We start from the raw sequence: 17,537 nt of genomic DNA, 5'->3' as shown, positions 1-17,537 counted from the left end.
GATAAAACCCCCCGGGTGGGTGGGGGGGGTTTTTTTTTTGGGGGGGGGGGGGGGGGGGGGTCCCCCGGGGGGGGGGTTTTTAACCACACCCCCCGCGGGGCCCCCCCCCCGCTCCCACAGAGAATCAGCTTTTGCCCATCCGCGGCATCTCGATCCTGTGCTCATGCACCCGCCGATACAACGTCGCCCGCGAAATCCCCAGGGCCTTGGCGGTTTCCCCCGGTTTCCAGCGATGGCGAATCAGCGCATCGAGCAACTGCTGACGTACCGGGCTGACACTGGCCTGCACATGCGCCTGGACCTGCCCACCGCGAATCTCCACGGGTAAATCATCGAGCTGGACGGTAGTGCCGCAACAGATCGCACAGGCATAGCGCAGCACCTGCCGTAGCTGGCGCAAATTGCCCGGCCAGCGGTAATTGAGCAGCGCCTCCAGCGCAGCGTCACTCAAACCGACCTCAACACCACAGCCCTTGGCCTCTTCGCCCAGCAACTGGTTGATCAGTGCCAGGCGGTCACTGCGCTCACGCAACGGCGGCAGCTCGAAGCGGGCATTGGCCAGGCGAAAGTACAGGTCTTCGCGAAAGCTGCCTGCGCCGACCATCGCCGTCAGGTCACGGTGGGTGGCGCAGATCACCTGGATATCCACTCGCTGGCGCGCCGAGGCGCCCAACGGCGCCACCTCGCCTTCGGCCAGCACCCGCAGCAAACGGGTTTGCAGGTTCAGTGGCATGTCGCCGATTTCGTCGAGAAACAGGGTGCCGCCATCGGCCTGTTGCAACAGGCCCTGCATGCCCTTGCTGGAAGCGCCGGTAAACGCCCCGGCGACATAGCCGAACAGCTCGCTCTCGATCAGGTTCTCAGGGATTGCGGCGCAGTTCAGCGCCACGAACGGCTTGCGGCTGCGCAGGCTCATGGCATGCAACTGGCGGGCGAACACCTCCTTTCCCGACCCGGTTTCACCCAACACCAGCACCGCCAGGTTGCAGTCCTTGACCCGGGTTGCCAGGCGCAGGCTGTGCTCGACCCGCTCATCGACCGGCTGGCGGGTGATGGTCGCGAGCCGTCGCCCGGGTTTGCGCCGCGGCGAGCTGATGCGCACATGCAGCTCGCCGCTTTCGCCGCGCCAGCGCAGGCGCTGGGCCGATTCATCGGTGGCAGCGCGCAGGGCGTCGAGGTCGAACAGCTCACCAATATGTTCCGGCAACTGTCCATAGCGCTCCAGCAGCGCCTTGCGCGCCAGGCTGTTGAGGGCCTGCAAACGGCCATCGGCATCCCAGGCCAGCAGGTAGTCCGGCTGGCTGTCGACATAGCCCGGCGTGCTGTGGGCGCGTAACACCCAGTGCGGCTCGGCACTGTGCATGAAAAATGCGTTTTCGATCTCGCGCGCGCTCTGCACCACCATCTGCCGGATCAAGTGCTGGCTGCGCCGGTCATCCGGCGACTGCAGCGCCGAGACATCCACGACGCCAAGCAACTCGCCCTGGGGGTCGAGCACCGGCGCCGCCGAGCAGGTCAGGCCGATGAAGGCGGCGCGAAAATGGTCGCGCTTGTGCACGGTGGCCGGTGCCTTGCTAGTCAGCACCGCCGCCACCCCGCAGGTACCCTCCTCGCCCTCCGACCAACAGGTGCCCAGGTACAACCCGGCCTTGCGACAGTCGTTGCGGATGGTCGACTCGACCCGGTAGTCGATGGTCCGCCCCTGGGCATCGGTCAGCAGCACACAGTAGTCGGCCTCGCGCACTCGCCCATGCAGGCGCGCCACGGCCTCGCCGGCAATACGCAGGAACAGTTCGGAACGCTCACGGCACTCGTCGAGCAGGCTTTGCGAAAGAATGCGCGGCCCCTGCTGGGACGCAGGGTCGAGGCGATGCTGCTCCATCGAGCGGCGCCAGGAGTCGAGGATCAGCGGCGGCACCGGCGCCTGGGGCAGGCGTTCGGCGTTCTTCAGCACGCGGCTGACGCAGTCGACGTGGGCTTTGGAGTTCGCGGCAAGCATGGGGCCTCCGGTTCTCGTGTTCTTGTCGTTATGGGCCTCATTAAGCGCCGAATACCGGGGGCGGACAAGCACTCTATGGATTCCTGCCGAGCTGAGACGCAGCGTCTCAGCGTCTCGCCCGGCAGCCGCCGACTCTGACACCGAGCGTCTTGCCACAACCCTTGGCCGAAGCACGAAAACCGCTCTGGATCGCGTGTCTTGAGGACTTGGCACCGGCCTTGCTCCGGCCCCTGGCAAACAAGAACCAGAGGTGTGCCATGCGCCAACCCGCCCTGACCGTGGGGATCATCGCCAATCCGGCTAGCGGCCGCGACTTGCGCCGACTGACTGCCAATGCCGGGCTCTACTCCAGCACCGACAAAGCCTCGGCCGTGCAGCGCCTGCTCGCGGCGTTTGCCGCCACCGGTGTCGAGCAGGTGCTGCTGCCGCCGGACATGACCGGCATCGCCGCCGCCGTGCTCAAGGCCAGCCTCGGCCCACACGCCGAGCAACAGCGCTGGCCGCAACTGAGCATCCTCGACATGCCGCTACGCCAGACTGTCGAAGACACCCGCCACGCCGCGCGCCTGATGGCTGCCCAGGGTGTTGCCCTGATCGCCGTGCTCGGTGGCGACGGCACGCACAAGGCGGTGGCCGCCGAAGTCGGCGACATCCCGCTGCTGACCCTGTCCACCGGCACCAACAACGCCTTCCCGCAGCTGCGCGAAGCCACCAGTGCCGGGCTTGCCGGCGGGCTGTTCGCCAACGGCCGCATCCCCACCGCGATTGCCCTGCGCCGCAACAAGCGGCTCGTCGTGCGGGTACCGGAACAGCGCCTTTGCGAATGGGCCCTGGTGGATGTCGCGGTGTCGCCACAGCGCTTCATCGGTGCCCGCGCCATCAGCCGTGGCGAGGACCTGGCGGAAGTCTTCGCGACCTTCGCCGAACCCCACGCCATCGGCCTCTCGGCGCTGTGCGGGCTGTGGTGCCCGGTGTCACGCGCAGCCCCTGAAGGCGCCTGGATTCGCCTGCATCCCGAAGCCGAGCACGCCTTGCTGGCACCGCTTGCCCCCGGCCTGCTGCAAGGCTGCGGGGTAACTGCCTCGGGGCCGCTGGCGCCCGGTGTTGCCTACTCCCTGAGCCTGTCCAGCGGCACCCTGGCGCTGGATGGCGAGCGCGAAATCGAGTTCAGCGCGAGCGACCGGCCAAGCATCACCCTCGACGCCTTCGGTCCCTTGAGCATCGACGTCGAGGCGGTGCTGGCCCATGCCGCGCGCCATCGCCTGCTGGCGGTCGGCCGCGAACACCCGCAACACCCTGCGAACCAACCGTGTTGAGACAACCCCGGAGAACAACAAGATGTCCACTCACCTGTCTACCGAGCAATTGCTCCATGCCTATGAAGTCATGCGCACCATTCGCGCCTTTGAAGAGCGCCTGCACGTGGAGTTCGCCACCGGCGAGATCCCCGGTTTCGTCCACCTGTATGCCGGCGAAGAGGCCTCGGCCGCCGGCGTCATGGCCCACCTGCGCGACAGCGACTGCATAGCCTCCAACCACCGCGGCCATGGCCATTGCATCGCCAAGGGCGTCGACGTGTACGGGATGATGGCCGAGATCTACGGCAAGAAGACCGGTGTCTGCGGCGGCAAGGGCGGCTCTATGCACATCGCTGATCTTGAGAAAGGCATGCTCGGCGCCAACGGTATCGTCGGCGCCGGTGCGCCTTTGGTGGCCGGCGCGGCGCTGGCGGCGAAAATCAAGGGCACCGATGACGTCGCCGTGGTGTTCTTCGGCGACGGCGGCTCCAACGAGGGCGCGGTGTTCGAGGCGATGAACCTGGCTTCAATCATGAACCTGCCGTGCATCTTCGTCGCCGAGAACAACGGCTATGCCGAAGCCACCGCCTCCAACTGGTCGGTGGCCTGCGACCATATCGCCGACCGCGCCGCCGGCTTCGGCATGCCCGGGGTGACCATCGACGGCTACGACTTCTTCGCCGTGCACGAGGCCGCGGGGGCAGCGATCGAACGGGCGCGCTCCGGCCAGGGCCCGTCGCTGATCGAAGTCAAGCTGACCCGCTACTACGGCCACTTCGAGGGCGATGCGCAAACCTACCGGGCCCCGGATGAAGTGAAGAACCTGCGCGAAACCCGCGACTGCCTGATGCAGTTCCGCCAGCGCACTACCCGTGCCGGCCTGCTCGACGCTGAACAACTCGACCAGGTCGATGCCCGGGTCGAGGACCTGATCGAAGACTCGGTACGCCGCGCCAAGTCCGACCCCAAACCCGACCCCGCCGCCCTGCTCAGCGACGTGTACGTGTCGTACCCCTGAGCCTGCCTGACAACAAGAACAAGTGGAGAAGCATCATGGCGAGAAAAATCAGTTACCAGCAGGCCATCAACGAAGCCCTGGCCCAGGAAATGCGCCGCGACAGCAGCGTGTTCATCATCGGTGAAGACGTCGCCGGCGGGGCCGGGGCGCCCGGAGAGGAGGACGCCTGGGGCGGCGTGCTCGGCGTTACCAAAGGCCTGTACAAGCAGTTCCCCGGCCGCGTGCTCGACGCGCCGCTGTCCGAAATCGGCTATGTCGGCGCAGCGGTCGGTGCCGCCACCCAGGGCCTGCGCCCGGTGTGCGAACTGATGTTCGTCGACTTCGCAGGCTGCTGTCTGGACCAGATCCTCAACCAGGCGGCGAAATTCCGCTACATGTTCGGCGGCAAGGCCGTCACCCCGTTGGTCATGCGTACCATGGTCGGCGCCGGTCTGCGTGCCGCCGCCCAGCATTCGCAGATGCTTACCTCGCTGTGGACGCACATTCCCGGCCTGAAAGTGGTCTGCCCGTCCTCGCCGTACGATGCCAAGGGCCTGCTGATCCAGGCGATCCGCGACAACGACCCAGTGATTTTCTGCGAACACAAATTGCTCTACAGCATGCAGGGCGAAGTGCCAGAAGAGCTGTACACCGTCCCCTTCGGCGAGGCCAATTATCTGCGCGACGGCGACGACATCACCCTGGTGACCTACGGGCGCATGGTTCATCTGGCCATGGAGGCCGCCGCCAACCTGGCGCGCCAGGGTATCGACTGCGAGGTGCTCGACCTGCGCACCACCAGCCCGCTGGACGCAGACAGCATCCTTGAAAGCGTGGAGAAAACCGGGCGTCTGGTGGTCATCGACGAAGCCAACCCGCGTTGCTCGATGGCTACCGACATCAGTGCCCTGGTGGCGCAAAATGCCTTTGCCGCCCTCAAAGGCCCGATCGAGATGGTCACCGCGCCGCACACCCCGGTGCCGTTCTCCGACGCCCTGGAAGACCTGTACATCCCTACTGCAGCGAAAATCGAAGCAGCGGTGCGCAAGGTGATTGGCGCGAGGACTGCCGCATGAGCCAGATCCATACCCTGACCATGCCCAAATGGGGGTTGTCGATGACCGAAGGGCGCATCGACACCTGGCTCAAGCAGGAAGGCGAGCAGATCAACAAGGGCGATGAGGTGCTGGATGTCGAGACCGACAAGATCTCCAGCAGTGTCGAGGCGCCGTTCAGCGGCGTGTTGCGCCGCCTGATCGCCCAGCCGGACGAGACCTTGCCGGTGGGTGCATTGCTGGCGGTGGTGGTCGAAGGCGAAGCGGACGAGGCCGAGATCGATGCAGTGGTGCAACGCTTTCAGGCCGAGTTCGTCCAAGGCGGCGCCGGTGAACAGGACAGCGGCCCGGCGCCGCAGAAAATCGAGCTGGGCGGACGCACGCTGCGCTATTTCGACCTCGGCGAGGGCGGTACGCCGCTGCTGCTGGTGCACGGCTTCGGCGGCGACCTGAACAACTGGCTGTTCAACCATCAGGCCCTGGCCGCCGAGCGCCGGGTCATCGCCCTCGACTTGCCGGGGCACGGCGAGTCGGGCAAAGCCCTGCAACGCGGCGACCTGGATGAACTGAGCCAGAGCGTACTCGCCCTGCTCGATCACCTGGATATCCAGCACGCCCACCTGGCCGGCCATTCCATGGGCGGCGCGGTGGCGCTGAACCTGGCGCGCCTGGCGCCGCAACGGGTGCGCAGCCTGACCCTGATCGCCAGCGCCGGCCTCGGCCGCGAGATCAACGGCGACTACCTGCAAGGCTTCGTCGACGCCAGCAACCGCAACGCACTCAAGCCACAACTGATGCAGCTATTCTCCGACCCCGGCCTGGTGACCCGGCAGATGCTCGAAGACATGCTCAAGTTCAAGCGCCTGGAAGGTGTCGACAGCGCCCTGCGCCAACTCGCTGCGGCCATCGCCGACGGCAGTGTGCAGCGCCATGACCTGCGAGCGGTGGTCGCCCAGCAGCCGAGCCTGGTGATCTGGGGCGCCGCCGACGCGATCATCCCGGCCAGCCATGCCGAAGGCCTGCAGGCAGAGGTCGAGATCCTGCCGGGCCAGGGCCATATGTTGCAAATGGAGGCCGCCGAGCGGATCAACCAGCGGCTGGCGGCCTTCCTCGCCAGCCATTGAGTCAACCCGCGCCGCCAGCACGGCGGCGCTTTCGTGTACGCCTGGGAGATAACAACAATGAATGATCTGAGCAATCCCGCCGCCAGCATGCGTGCAGCGGTCTGGCATGGCCGCCAGGATATTCGCGTCGAAGATGTGCCCTTGCCCGCCGACCCGCCGCCTGGCTGGGTGCAGATCAAGGTCGACTGGTGCGGTATCTGCGGCTCTGACCTGCACGAGTACGTCGCCGGCCCCGTGTTCATTCCAGTGGAGGCACCCCATCCGCTCACCGGCATTCAGGGGCAGTGCATTCTTGGCCATGAATTCTGCGGCGAAATCCTCAAGATCGGCGAAGGTGTGCAAGGTTACGCCGTGGGCGACCCGGTGGCCGCCGACGCCTGCCAGCACTGCGGCACCTGCTATTACTGCACCCACGGCCTGTACAACATCTGCGAGCGCCTGGCCTTTACCGGGCTGATGAACAACGGCGCCTTCGCCGAGCGGGTCAACGTCCCGGCCAACCTGCTGTACCGCTTGCCCGAAGGTTTCCCGCGCGAAGCCGGGGCACTGATCGAACCGCTGGCGGTCGGTATGCATGCAGTGAAAAAGGCCGGCAACCTGCTGGGCCAGAACGTCGTTGTGGTCGGTGCCGGGACCATCGGTCTGTGCACCATCATGTGCGCTAAAGCCGCCGGTGCTGCGCAGGTGATCGCCCTGGAAATGTCCAGCGCGCGCAAGGCCAAGGCCCTGGAAGTCGGCGCCACGGCGGTGCTCGATCCCAAGCAGTGCGACGTGCTCGCCGAAATTCGCGCCCTGACGGCCGGCCTGGGCGCCGACATCAGCTTTGAATGCATCGGCAACAAGCACACCGCCAAGCTGGCCATCGATGTCATCCGCAAGGCCGGCAAATGCGTACTGGTGGGGATTTTCGAAGAGCCCAGCGAATTCAACTTCTTCGATCTGGTGTCTACCGAAAAGCAGGTGCTCGGCGCCCTGGCCTACAACGGCGAGTTTGCCGACGTGATTGCCTTCATTGCCGATGGCCGGCTGGATATCAGCCCGCTGGTGACCGGCCGCATCGGCCTTGAGGCGATTGTTGGCCAGGGCTTCGAGGAGCTGGTGAACAACAAGGAGGAGAATGTGAAGATCATCGTCTCGCCGGCCAGGCTCTAGGCCCTACAGGGATCCCACAAACCCCTCGTACTCAAGTAAACTGGCGGGCTTCTCGCAGCCTCGGGCTGCCCCTGTAGATTTTTCCAAAGGTGCCCGCCATGCCTTGGCTGCAAGTACGTCTGGCCATCAGCCCGGAACAAGCCGAAACCTATGAAGATGCCCTGCTCGAAGTAGGCGCTGTTTCGGTCACCTTCATGGATGCCGAAGATCAGCCGATCTTCGAACCGGACCTCAACACCACTCCCCTGTGGTCGCATACCCACCTGCTGGCGTTGTTCGAAGCCGATACCGACGCAAGCGCGGTGTTCGCCCATCTGCAGTTGCTGACCGGCGCCGAGTTGCCGGAGCATCAGGCCGAAGTCATCGAAGACCAGGACTGGGAACGCAGCTGGATGGACAACTTCCAGCCGATGCGTTTCGGCCAGCGCCTGTGGATCGTACCAAGCTGGCACGCGGCACCGGAGCCTGAGGCGGTCAACCTGCTGCTCGATCCGGGCCTGGCCTTCGGCACCGGCACCCACCCGACCACCGCGTTGTGCCTGGAATGGCTCGACGGCCAGGACCTCAAAGACACCCAAGTGCTCGACTTCGGTTGCGGCTCGGGCATCCTCGCCATCGCCGCGCTGCTGCTGGGCGCCCGTGAAGCGATTGGTACCGACATCGACGTGCAGGCCCTGGAAGCCTCGCGCGACAACGCCGGGCGCAACGGCATCGCCGAGGAAAAATTCGCCCTGTACCTGCCCGAGCACATGCCGGCCATGCAGGCCGACGTGCTGGTCGCCAACATTCTCGCCGGCCCGCTGGTGTCGCTGGCCCCGCAACTGTCTTCGCTGGTGCGCCCGGGCGGCCTGCTGGCGCTGTCGGGGATTCTCGCCGAACAGGGTGATGAAGTCGCCGCGGCCTACGCCAAGGATTTCGACCTCGACCCGATCGCCGTTCGCGATGGCTGGGTACGCATCAGTGGTCGCCGCCGCTAAGTGCGCCTAGAATAACCTTCTGCATAACCCGGACCGCCGCATGACCGACAGTTTCGTCACCCAGTGCCCGCATTGCCAGACCAGCTTTCGCGTCAGCCACAATCAGTTGAGCGTGGCCCGCGGTGTGGTGCGTTGCGGCGCCTGCCTGCAAGTGTTCAACGCCGCCCGGCAACTGCTGGAACAAAGCGCGGCGCAGAACCCGCCTGCACCGCCGGCGCCGGTCGAACCTGTGGCGGAACCTGCGCAAGCGCCCAGCCAGCACGAGTGGAGCGCCGCCGAGCTTGACCTCGACCAACTCGACCTGGACCAGGAACTGGCGCGCCTTGAACAGCGCGAAATCCAGCCGACCACCGAGTTCAAGGCCGCCGCACCACGCGAAGACAGCCTCAGCGCACACCGCGACAGCCCCGGGCAGGACGACCAACACTGGCCCGACAGCTTGTTCAGCAGCCCGGCGTCTGAGCGCGAGCAGCTCAGCGCCGAGCTCGACGAGCCACAACCGCCGCTGATCGAGCAGGAAGCCCTGGACCTCGCTCCGGCACCCGGCGAGCGCACCGAGCCTTCGTTGTCGCTGGATGTTCTCGATGACGACCTCGATGCCCCGGTGGCACCTGCCGCTGCGCTGCGCGCCGATGATGACGAGCTGCCCGGCGAGCGCCTGTCGGCGCGCGAGCCTGACGACGACCTCGACAGCCCCGATCCTGAGCTCGACGAGCGCCGCGAACCGGGCCTGGGCCCGGCCAGCAACCGTCCGGCGCGCAAGGAGCCGCTGCTCGACCTGGTCGACGATCCGATCCAGCTCGGCTGGCAAAAGCCCAAAGTCAACTGGGCCAAGCGCCTGCTGTGGATCCTGCTGATCCTGCTGGCTGCCGCAGCGCTGGCTGGCCAGTACCTCTGGTACCAGTTCGACGAACTGGCCCGCCAGGACCGTTACCGCCCGTGGTTCCAGGCGGTCTGCCCGACCGTCGGTTGCCAGGTGCCGTCGCGGGTCGACATCGCCCGGATCAAGAGCAGCAACCTGGTGGTGCGCAGCCACCCGGACTTCAACGGTGCATTGATCGTCGATGCGATCATCTACAACCGTGCGCCCTTCTCCCAGCCGTTCCCGCTACTGGAACTGCGCTTTGCCGACCTCAATGGCCAGTTGATCGCCAGCCGCCGCTTCAAGCCCACCGAGTACCTCAGCGGTGAGCTGGCCGGCAAGGGCGAAATGCCCAGCCAGACGCCGATCCACATCGCCCTGGACATCCTCGATCCGGGCCCCAAGGCGGTCAACTACAGCCTGAGCTTCCGCTCGCCGGAATAACCGGCGAGCGGCAAGCTGCAAGCTTCAAGCCACAAGGAAAAGCAGCCCCATGCGCTGATCCGTTTTTGCTTGCGGCTTGAAGCTTGCAGCTTGAAGCTCAAAGCCAACTGTTCAGATTTTATCCAAATCGATCTTTATCCGGTCACCGAGAGCGGGTATCATGCCCACCCTTTTTCGAACTCTAAGATCGGCCCCCACAACAGGGAACTCCTATGTCGGCGGTACGCATCGGCCCATACACACTGCAGAACGCCCTGATCCTCGCGCCGATGGCCGGGGTCACGGACCAGCCCTTTCGTCAGCTGTGCCGACGAATGGGTGCAGGCCTGGTGGTGTCGGAGATGGTCAGCAGCGACATGAGCCTGTGGAACAGCCGCAAGTCGCGCCTGCGCATGATTCACGAAGGTGATCCCGAGCCGCGCTCGGTACAGATCGCCGGCGGTGACGCGCAGATGCTCGCAGCGGCGGCCCGGGCCAACGTCGAGGCTGGCGCGCAGATTATCGACATCAACATGGGCTGCCCGGCAAAAAAAGTCTGCAACAAGGCCGCAGGCTCTGCTTTATTGAAAGATGAAGCCCTGGTCAGCGAAATCCTCCACGCGGTGGTTGCCGCCGTGGACGTGCCGGTCACGCTGAAGATCCGCACCGGCTGGGACAGGGCCAACAAGAACGGCCTGACGGTGGCGAGGATCGCCGAGCAGGCCGGTATCCAGGCACTGGCGGTACATGGACGCACACGCGCCGACCTCTACACCGGTGAAGCCGAATACGACACCATCGCGGCGATCAAGCAGGCGGTGTCGATCCCGGTTTTCGCCAATGGCGATATCACTTCGCCAGAAAAGGCCCGGGCGGTGCTGGATGCCACCGGTGCCGACGGTCTGCTGATTGGCCGGGCTGCCCAGGGGCGGCCTTGGATCTTTCGCGAGATCGAGCATTACCTGCGCACCGGCGAAAAACTGCCGGCGCCGCAGCTGGACGAAGTGGAACGAATTCTGCTGGAGCACCTGACCGCGTTGCACGCCTTCTATGGCGATGTGATGGGCGTACGTATCGCCCGAAAGCACGTGGGTTGGTACCTGGCAACGCTACCGGGCGCCAAGGAGTTTCGCGCCCAGTTCAACCGTTTGGAAGACACGCAAGCGCAGTGCGCCAACGTTCGCGGTTTCTTCAGCGAACGTGAACAGAGCCTTGAGACAGAGGACGGACAAGGGGTGGCCGCATGACGATGATGACCGAGACTTTAGTGAGTGGAACAACGCCCGTGAGCGACAACGTCAACTTGAAACAGCACCTGAATACGCCGAGCGAAGAGGGTCAGACCCTTCGCGGCAGTGTGGAAAAGGCGCTGCACAACTATTTCGCCCATCTTGAGGGCGCGGCCGTCACGGACGTGTACAACCTGGTGCTCTCGGAAGTCGAAGCGCCGTTGCTCGAAAGCGTAATGAACTACGTCAAGGGCAACCAGACCAAGGCCAGCGAGCTGCTCGGGCTCAACCGCGGCACCTTGCGCAAGAAACTCAAGCAGTACGATTTGTTGTAAGCAAGCATCCAAACCAGAAAAGGCGGCTCCCATTCGATGAGGTCGCCTTTTTTGCTGACTCCACCGCGTTATGGAATCTGAAATGACCGACCAGACTACCCGCCTGCCGATCCGCCGCGCCTTGATCAGCGTCTCCGACAAGACCGGGATCCTTGAATTCGCCCGTGAGCTGCAACAGCTCGGCGTCGAGATCCTGTCCACCGGCGGCACCTTCAAGTTGCTCCAGGACAATGGCGTTGCCGCGGTGGAAGTTGCCGATTACACCGGCTTCGCCGAAATGATGGACGGCCGGGTCAAGACCCTGCACCCGAAAATCCACGGCGGCATCCTCGGCCGGCGCGGCACCGACGACGCCATCATGGCCGAGCACGGAATCAAGCCGATCGATCTGGTCGCGGTCAACCTCTACCCGTTCGAAGCCACCATCTCCAAGCCGGGCTGTGACCTGCCGACCGCCATCGAGAACATCGACATCGGCGGCCCGACCATGGTTCGCTCGGCGGCCAAGAACCACAAGGACGTCGCCATCGTGGTCAACGCCAGCGACTACGGCCAGGTCCTGGAAAACCTCAAGGCCGGTGGCCTGACCTACGCCCAGCGCTTTGACCTGATGCTCAAGGCGTTCGAGCACACCGCCGCCTACGACGGCATGATCGCCAACTACATGGGCACCGTGAACCAGGCCGCTGAAACCCTCGGCACCGAAGGCCGCAGCGAGTTCCCGCGGACCTTCAACAGCCAGTTCATCAAGGCCCAGGAAATGCGCTACGGCGAGAACCCGCACCAGAGCGCGGCGTTCTATGTCGAGGCCAAGCCTGCCGAAGCCGGCATCGCCACCGCGGTGCAACTGCAGGGCAAAGAGCTGTCGTACAACAACGTGGCCGACACCGACGCCGCACTCGAATGCGTCAAGAGCTTCGTCAAGCCGGCCTGCGTCATCGTCAAGCACGCCAACCCGTGCGGCGTGGCCGTCAGCCCGGACGCCGAAGGCGGTATCCGCCAGGCTTACGAGCTGGCTTACGCCACCGACACCGAGTCGGCGTTCGGCGGCATCATCGCCTTCAACCGCGAGCTGGACGCCGAAACCGCCAAAGCCATCGTCGAGCGTCAGTTCGTCGAAGTGATCATTGCCCCGAGCGTCAGCGACGAAGCCCGCGCCGTGGTGGCCGCCAAGGCCAACGTACGCCTGCTGGCCTGCGGCGAGTGGTCGGCTGAACGTGCCGCTGCCTGGGACTTCAAGCGCGTCACCGGCGGCCTGCTGGTACAGAGCCGCGACATCGGCATGATCACCGAGGGCGACCTGAAAGTGGTCACCAAGCGTGCGCCGAGCGAGCAAGAAATCCACGACCTGATCTTCGCCTGGAAAGTGGCCAAGTACGTCAAGTCCAACGCCATCGTCTACGCCAAGAACCGCCAGACCATCGGTGTCGGCGCCGGCCAGATGAGCCGCGTCAACTCCGCCCGCATCGCCGCGATCAAGGCTGAACACGCCGGCCTGCAGGTTCAGGGCGCGGTCATGGCATCGGATGCGTTCTTCCCGTTCCGTGATGGCATCGACAACGCTGCCAAGGTCGGCATCACTGCAGTGATCCAGCCAGGTGGCTCGATGCGTGATGCCGAAGTCATCGCCGCTGCTGACGAAGCCGGCATTGCCATGGTCTTCACCGGCATGCGTCACTTCCGTCACTGAGTGAAGCAGCGACAAGCTCCAAGCTGCAAGCTGCAAGAAAAAGCGCATCGAGTCGCATCCTCTTGCAGTTGCAGCCCCTTAAATTTCAGAGTTGCAAGCTACGCAAAGGGCAGCACTGGCTGCTTTTTCTTGTAGCTTGCAGCTTGCAGCTTCTCCGAAGGAGCCTTCATGAAAATTTTGATTATCGGTAGCGGCGGTCGTGAACACGCCCTGGCCTGGAAAGTCGCTCAGGACCCACGGGTCGAGAAAGTCTTCGTTGCCCCGGGCAACGCTGGCACCGCCACTGAAGCCAAGTGCGAGAACGTCGACATCGACGTCAGCGCCCTGGAGCAACTGGCCGATTTCGCCGAAAAGAATGTCGCCCTGACCATCGTCGGCCCTGAAGGCCCGCTGGTCGCCGGTGTCGTCGACCTGTTCCGCAGCCGCGGCCTGGACTGCTTTGGCCCAACTAAGGGTGCGGCCCAGCTGGAAGGCTCCAAGGCTTTCACCAAGGACTTCCTGGCGCGCCACAAGATCCCGACTGCCGACTACCAGAACTTCACCGAGATCGAGCCGGCCCTGGCCTATCTGCGTGAAAAAGGCGCACCGATCGTGATCAAGGCCGACGGCCTGGCCGCCGGTAAAGGCGTGATCGTCGCCATGACCCTGGGCGAAGCCGAAGACGCCGTACGCGACATGCTCGCCGGCAACGCCTTTGGCGACGCAGGTTCGCGCGTGGTGATCGAAGAGTTCCTCGACGGCGAGGAAGCCAGCTTCATCGTCATGGTCGACGGCCACAACGTGCTGCCGATGGCCACCAGCCAGGACCACAAGCGCGTCGGCGACGGCGACACCGGCCCCAACACCGGCGGCATGGGCGCCTACTCGCCAGCGCCAGTGGTTACCGCCGACGTGCACCAGCGCGTCATGGACCAGGTGATCTGGCCGACCGTTCGCGGCATGGCCGAGGAAGGCAACGTCTACACCGGCTTCCTCTATGCCGGTCTGATGATCGACAAAGCCGGCAACCCGAAAGTCATCGAGTTCAACTGCCGCTTCGGCGACCCGGAAACCCAGCCAGTCATGCTGCGCCTGGAATCGAGCCTGGTGCTGCTGATCGAAGCTGCTTTCGCCGAGGCCCTGGACAAGGTCGAAGCACAATGGGACCCACGTCCGAGCCTGGGCGTGGTGCTGGCTGCCGGTGGCTACCCTGGCGACTACAGCAAGGGCGCGGCAATCAACGGCCTGGACGCTGCGGCGAAGATCGAAGGCAAAGTGTTCCACGCCGGTACCGCGCTCAAGGACGGCAAGGTAGTTGCCACCGGCGGCCGCGTGCTCTGCGCCACTGCCCTGGGCAAGAGCGTCGAGTCGGCCCAGCAGCAAGCCTACCGCCTGGCTGCCGAGATCAACTGGGACGGCAGCTTCTACCGCAAGGACATCGGCTACCGTGCCATTGCCCGCGAACGCGGTGAACACCAGGAGTAAACCGGTGCCTGGTGGCAGCGGCGCAACAGCCGCCCTGCCCCCGGCTCGTCGACAGGGCCCGCCATGGGCCTTGCCTTCGGCTTGGCGCGCCGCGCATAGTTACCATCCGGCATTTGGCTAAGAAGGGATTTCGTCGTGCGTTGGCTCAGGATTGCCATTGGTCTCACTGTCAGCTTGCTGACCCTGCTCTGCCTGTTCCCGGCCGTGGCCGAACAGGGCAGTGGCTGGGCGGTATTGCTTGACGATCAGGCCAGCCTGCAATTGAGCGATGTACGTTCTGAACGCTACCGCAACCAGTTCAGCCCCCTCGAACTCAACGAACTCAATGCCGCCACGCCCGACCAGGCGTTGTGGCTGCACTACCGTCTGGAACCCGGACAGCAGGAAAAACTGCTGCGGGTCTTCGCCCCCGACCTGTCGCGCCTGGACCTCTACGCCCTGCAAGGCGACCGGCTGATCAAGCAGATCCACAACGGTCGCCAGAGCGACAATGGCGATCCTTACCTGCGCAGCAGCGACCATGTCCTGGCCCTGCCCAACAGCGCGCAACCGCTGGACGTCTACCTGCGCCTGGTGTCAGAGCACCAGTTGCGCCCGGCCATCAGCCTGGAGCCTGCCGCCCAGGCCGCTGCCGACCAGCGCCAGCCACTGTTCTTCGGCCTGTTGTTCGGCTGCCTGCTGATGCTGATGCTGCACAACCTGATCCGCTTCGCTTACTCACGCTCAAGTACCAGCCTGGCCTTGGCGGTCTACCACGCGCTGATGCTGCTCAGCGCACTGATTCTGCTCAACCTGAGCGGCCCCTGGTGGAGCCTCTGGCACTCGGCACAAACACCGGCGGCCTACCTTACTGCCCTGCTGGCGTCGCTGGCCGGCCTGACCTTTACCCTGCGCTTCTTCACGCCTTGCGAACAACCGCGGTTGAGCCGCCTGCTGCAGGGCGAGATGCTGGTGATCGCACTCTGCGGCCTGCTGCTGTTGTTCGTTGACACCCTACCCTTGAACCTGATGACTTATGCATTGATGGCCCTGGGTAGCCTGACCATGCTGCTGGTTGCCAGCTACCACTGGTACAAGGGCTACGCTCCGGCGCGGCTGTTCGCCTTGGCCATGCTGGCGTTCAATATCGGCTGCCTGGTAGTGTTGCCGGCCCTGCTCGGCCTGACCCGCACGCCGACTCAATGGCTGCTGTTCATTCTCCTCGGGCTGACCAGCGTCAGCGGCCTGCTGCTCAACCTGGCGGTCAGCGAGCGCTTGCGGCGCATCAGCGAAGAGCGCTTCAGCGCCAGCCGTGAACTGGCCGCCAGCAACGCCGAGATCAACGCCAAGGCCGAGTTCCTGGCCAAGATCAGCCACGAGATCCGCACGCCCATGAACGGCGTACTGGGGATGACCGAGCTGCTGCTCGGCACCCCGCTGTCAGTCAAGCAACGCGACTACGTGCAGACCATCCACAGCGCCGGCAACGAGTTGCTGACCCTGATCAACGAGATTCTCGACATTTCCAAGCTCGAGTCCGGGCAGATCGAACTGGATGACGTGCAGTTCGACCTCAATGCACTGATCGAAGATTGCCTGAGTATTTTCCGGGCCAAGGCCGAGCAGCAGAACATCGAGCTGATCAGCTTCACCCAGCCACAGGTGCCGCGAGTCATCAGTGGCGACCCGACGCGCCTGCGCCAGGCCCTGCTGAGCCTGCTGGAAAACGCCCTGAAAAAAACCGATCAGGGCGAGATCCTGCTGGTGATCGCCCTCGATCAACGCGGCGACAGCCCGCGCCTGCGCATTGCCGTGCAGGACAGCGGCGAACCGATCCCGCCAGGCGAACGCGAAGCGCTGCTGCAGGCAGAGCTGCACAGCAAGCATTTCCTTTCCAGCAACAAGCTCGGCGGCCACCTGGGGCTGGTGATCGCCAAGCAACTGATCACCCTGATGCAGGGCGAGTTCGGCATCAAGACCAGCCACACCATGGGCAATACCTTGTGGATGACCTTGCCGCTCGACCCCCACCGTCTCGAACAGCCGCCCACCGATCTCGACGGCCCGCTGCGCGGTGCCCGGGTGCTGGTGGTGGACGACAACGACACCTGCCGCAAGGTTCTGGTCCAGCAATGCAGCGCCTGGGGCATGAACGTCAGTGCCGTGCCGTCGGGCAAGGAGGCCCTGGCCTTGCTGCGTACCAAGGCGCACCTGCGCGACTACTTCGACGCGGTATTGCTCGACCAGAACATGCCTGGCATGACCGGCATGCAACTGGCGGCGAAGATCAAGGAAGATCCGAGCCTGAACCACGACATCCTGCTGGTGATGCTCACCGGTATCAGCAACGCGCCAAGCAAGGTCATCGCCCGCAATGCCGGGGTCAAACGCATCCTGGCCAAACCGGTGGCCGGCTATACCCTCAAGACTACCCTGGCCGAAGAGCTGTCCCAGCGCAGCAAGGGTCAGCCGAACATCCCGGTGCAGGCCGGGCTGTCGGCGCCACTGAACCTGCCCAGCGATTTCCGCATCCTGGTGGCCGAAGACAACAACATCTCGACCAAGGTAATTCGCGGCATGCTCGGCAAGCTGAGCCTGGAACCGGACACCGCCAGCAACGGCGAAGAAGCCTTGCAGGCGATGAAGGCCAACCATTACGACCTGGTGTTGATGGACTGCGAAATGCCAGTGCTCGATGGCTTCTCGGCCACCCAGCAACTGCGCATCTGGGAAGTCAGCAACCAGCGCCGGCGTACGCCGGTTGTCGCCCTGACCGCGCACATCCTCGCCGAGCACAAGGAGCGTGCGCGCCTGGCCGGCATGGACGGGCACATGTCCAAGCCGGTGGAGCTGTCGCAGTTGCGTGAATTGATCGAGCACTGGGTGGCGCGTCGCGAAGCCGAATCAAGTCAGATTCCAACCCCGTAATTCGCATACACTTGCTCCACATCAC

The 17,537-nt window shown here is 64.5% G+C and carries 13 protein-coding genes; 12 read left to right on the top strand and 1 reads right to left on the bottom strand.

Going from position 1 to position 17,537, the window contains the following annotated elements; genetic code table 11:
- Positions 1-124: 124 nt before the first annotated feature.
- Positions 125-1,999, bottom strand: coding sequence for a sigma-54-dependent Fis family transcriptional regulator (locus tag ABIE20_RS21965; RefSeq protein ID WP_429507294.1), 1,875 nt, complete (start codon positions 1,997-1,999; stop codon positions 125-127).
- A gap of 257 nt (positions 2,000-2,256) precedes the next feature.
- On the opposite strand from ABIE20_RS21965, the gene ABIE20_RS21960 reads away from it, so the two are divergent.
- The 12 genes from ABIE20_RS21960 to ABIE20_RS21905 all read left to right on the top strand — a co-directional run bounded on the left by ABIE20_RS21960 (position 2,257) and on the right by ABIE20_RS21905 (position 17,512).
- Complete coding sequence (locus ABIE20_RS21960; protein WP_429507293.1) at positions 2,257-3,315, top strand: ATP-NAD kinase family protein; 1,059 nt, start codon at positions 2,257-2,259, stop codon at positions 3,313-3,315.
- Positions 3,316-3,337: 22 nt separating this feature from the next.
- Complete coding sequence (locus ABIE20_RS21955) at positions 3,338-4,315, top strand: thiamine pyrophosphate-dependent dehydrogenase E1 component subunit alpha (RefSeq protein ID WP_429507291.1); 978 nt, start codon at positions 3,338-3,340, stop codon at positions 4,313-4,315.
- A gap of 35 nt (positions 4,316-4,350) precedes the next feature.
- On the top strand, positions 4,351-5,370 hold the full coding sequence (locus tag ABIE20_RS21950) for an alpha-ketoacid dehydrogenase subunit beta (RefSeq protein WP_429507290.1): 1,020 nt from the start codon (positions 4,351-4,353) through the stop codon (positions 5,368-5,370).
- Entirely contained in the window at positions 5,367-6,473 is a 1,107-nt protein-coding gene (locus tag ABIE20_RS21945) for an acetoin dehydrogenase dihydrolipoyllysine-residue acetyltransferase subunit (RefSeq protein ID WP_429507288.1), read from the top strand. Before ABIE20_RS21950 ends, ABIE20_RS21945 begins: the two co-directional genes overlap by 4 nt.
- A gap of 87 nt (positions 6,474-6,560) precedes the next feature.
- Complete coding sequence (locus tag ABIE20_RS21940) at positions 6,561-7,625, top strand: 2,3-butanediol dehydrogenase (RefSeq protein ID WP_429507295.1); 1,065 nt, start codon at positions 6,561-6,563, stop codon at positions 7,623-7,625.
- A gap of 98 nt (positions 7,626-7,723) precedes the next feature.
- Positions 7,724-8,602 carry a 50S ribosomal protein L11 methyltransferase gene (prmA, locus tag ABIE20_RS21935; protein ID WP_429507286.1) on the top strand — a complete coding sequence of 293 codons (879 nt, stop codon included), beginning with the start codon at positions 7,724-7,726 and terminating at the stop codon, positions 8,600-8,602.
- A gap of 40 nt (positions 8,603-8,642) precedes the next feature.
- Entirely contained in the window at positions 8,643-9,908 is a 1,266-nt protein-coding gene (locus ABIE20_RS21930; protein ID WP_429507285.1) for a DUF3426 domain-containing protein, read from the top strand.
- 212 nt (positions 9,909-10,120) lie between these two features.
- Complete coding sequence (gene dusB, locus ABIE20_RS21925) at positions 10,121-11,134, top strand: tRNA dihydrouridine synthase DusB (RefSeq protein WP_045197001.1); 1,014 nt, start codon at positions 10,121-10,123, stop codon at positions 11,132-11,134.
- Positions 11,131-11,451, top strand: coding sequence for a DNA-binding transcriptional regulator Fis (fis, locus tag ABIE20_RS21920; RefSeq protein WP_003186237.1), 321 nt, complete (start codon positions 11,131-11,133; stop codon positions 11,449-11,451). The genes dusB and fis overlap by 4 nt, the downstream gene beginning before the upstream one ends.
- An 82-nt stretch (positions 11,452-11,533) precedes the next feature.
- Positions 11,534-13,141 (top strand): bifunctional phosphoribosylaminoimidazolecarboxamide formyltransferase/IMP cyclohydrolase, encoded by a 1,608-nt coding sequence (gene purH / locus ABIE20_RS21915; RefSeq protein ID WP_429507282.1) that lies wholly within the window; start codon positions 11,534-11,536, stop codon positions 13,139-13,141.
- Positions 13,142-13,309: 168 nt separating this feature from the next.
- On the top strand, positions 13,310-14,605 hold the full coding sequence (gene purD / locus ABIE20_RS21910) for a phosphoribosylamine--glycine ligase (RefSeq protein ID WP_429507281.1): 1,296 nt from the start codon (positions 13,310-13,312) through the stop codon (positions 14,603-14,605).
- Positions 14,606-14,740: 135 nt separating this feature from the next.
- Positions 14,741-17,512: a response regulator gene (locus tag ABIE20_RS21905; protein WP_429507279.1), complete on the top strand. Its 2,772-nt coding sequence runs from the start codon at positions 14,741-14,743 to the stop codon at positions 17,510-17,512.
- Positions 17,513-17,537 lie beyond the last annotated feature (25 nt).

It is taken from the genome of Pseudomonas sp. 2835 (assembly GCF_050435905.1).
GTDB lineage: Bacteria > Pseudomonadota > Gammaproteobacteria > Pseudomonadales > Pseudomonadaceae > Aquipseudomonas.
Note: the sequence above shows the minus strand (reverse complement) of the source record. Positions and strands in the feature narration are given on the sequence as shown.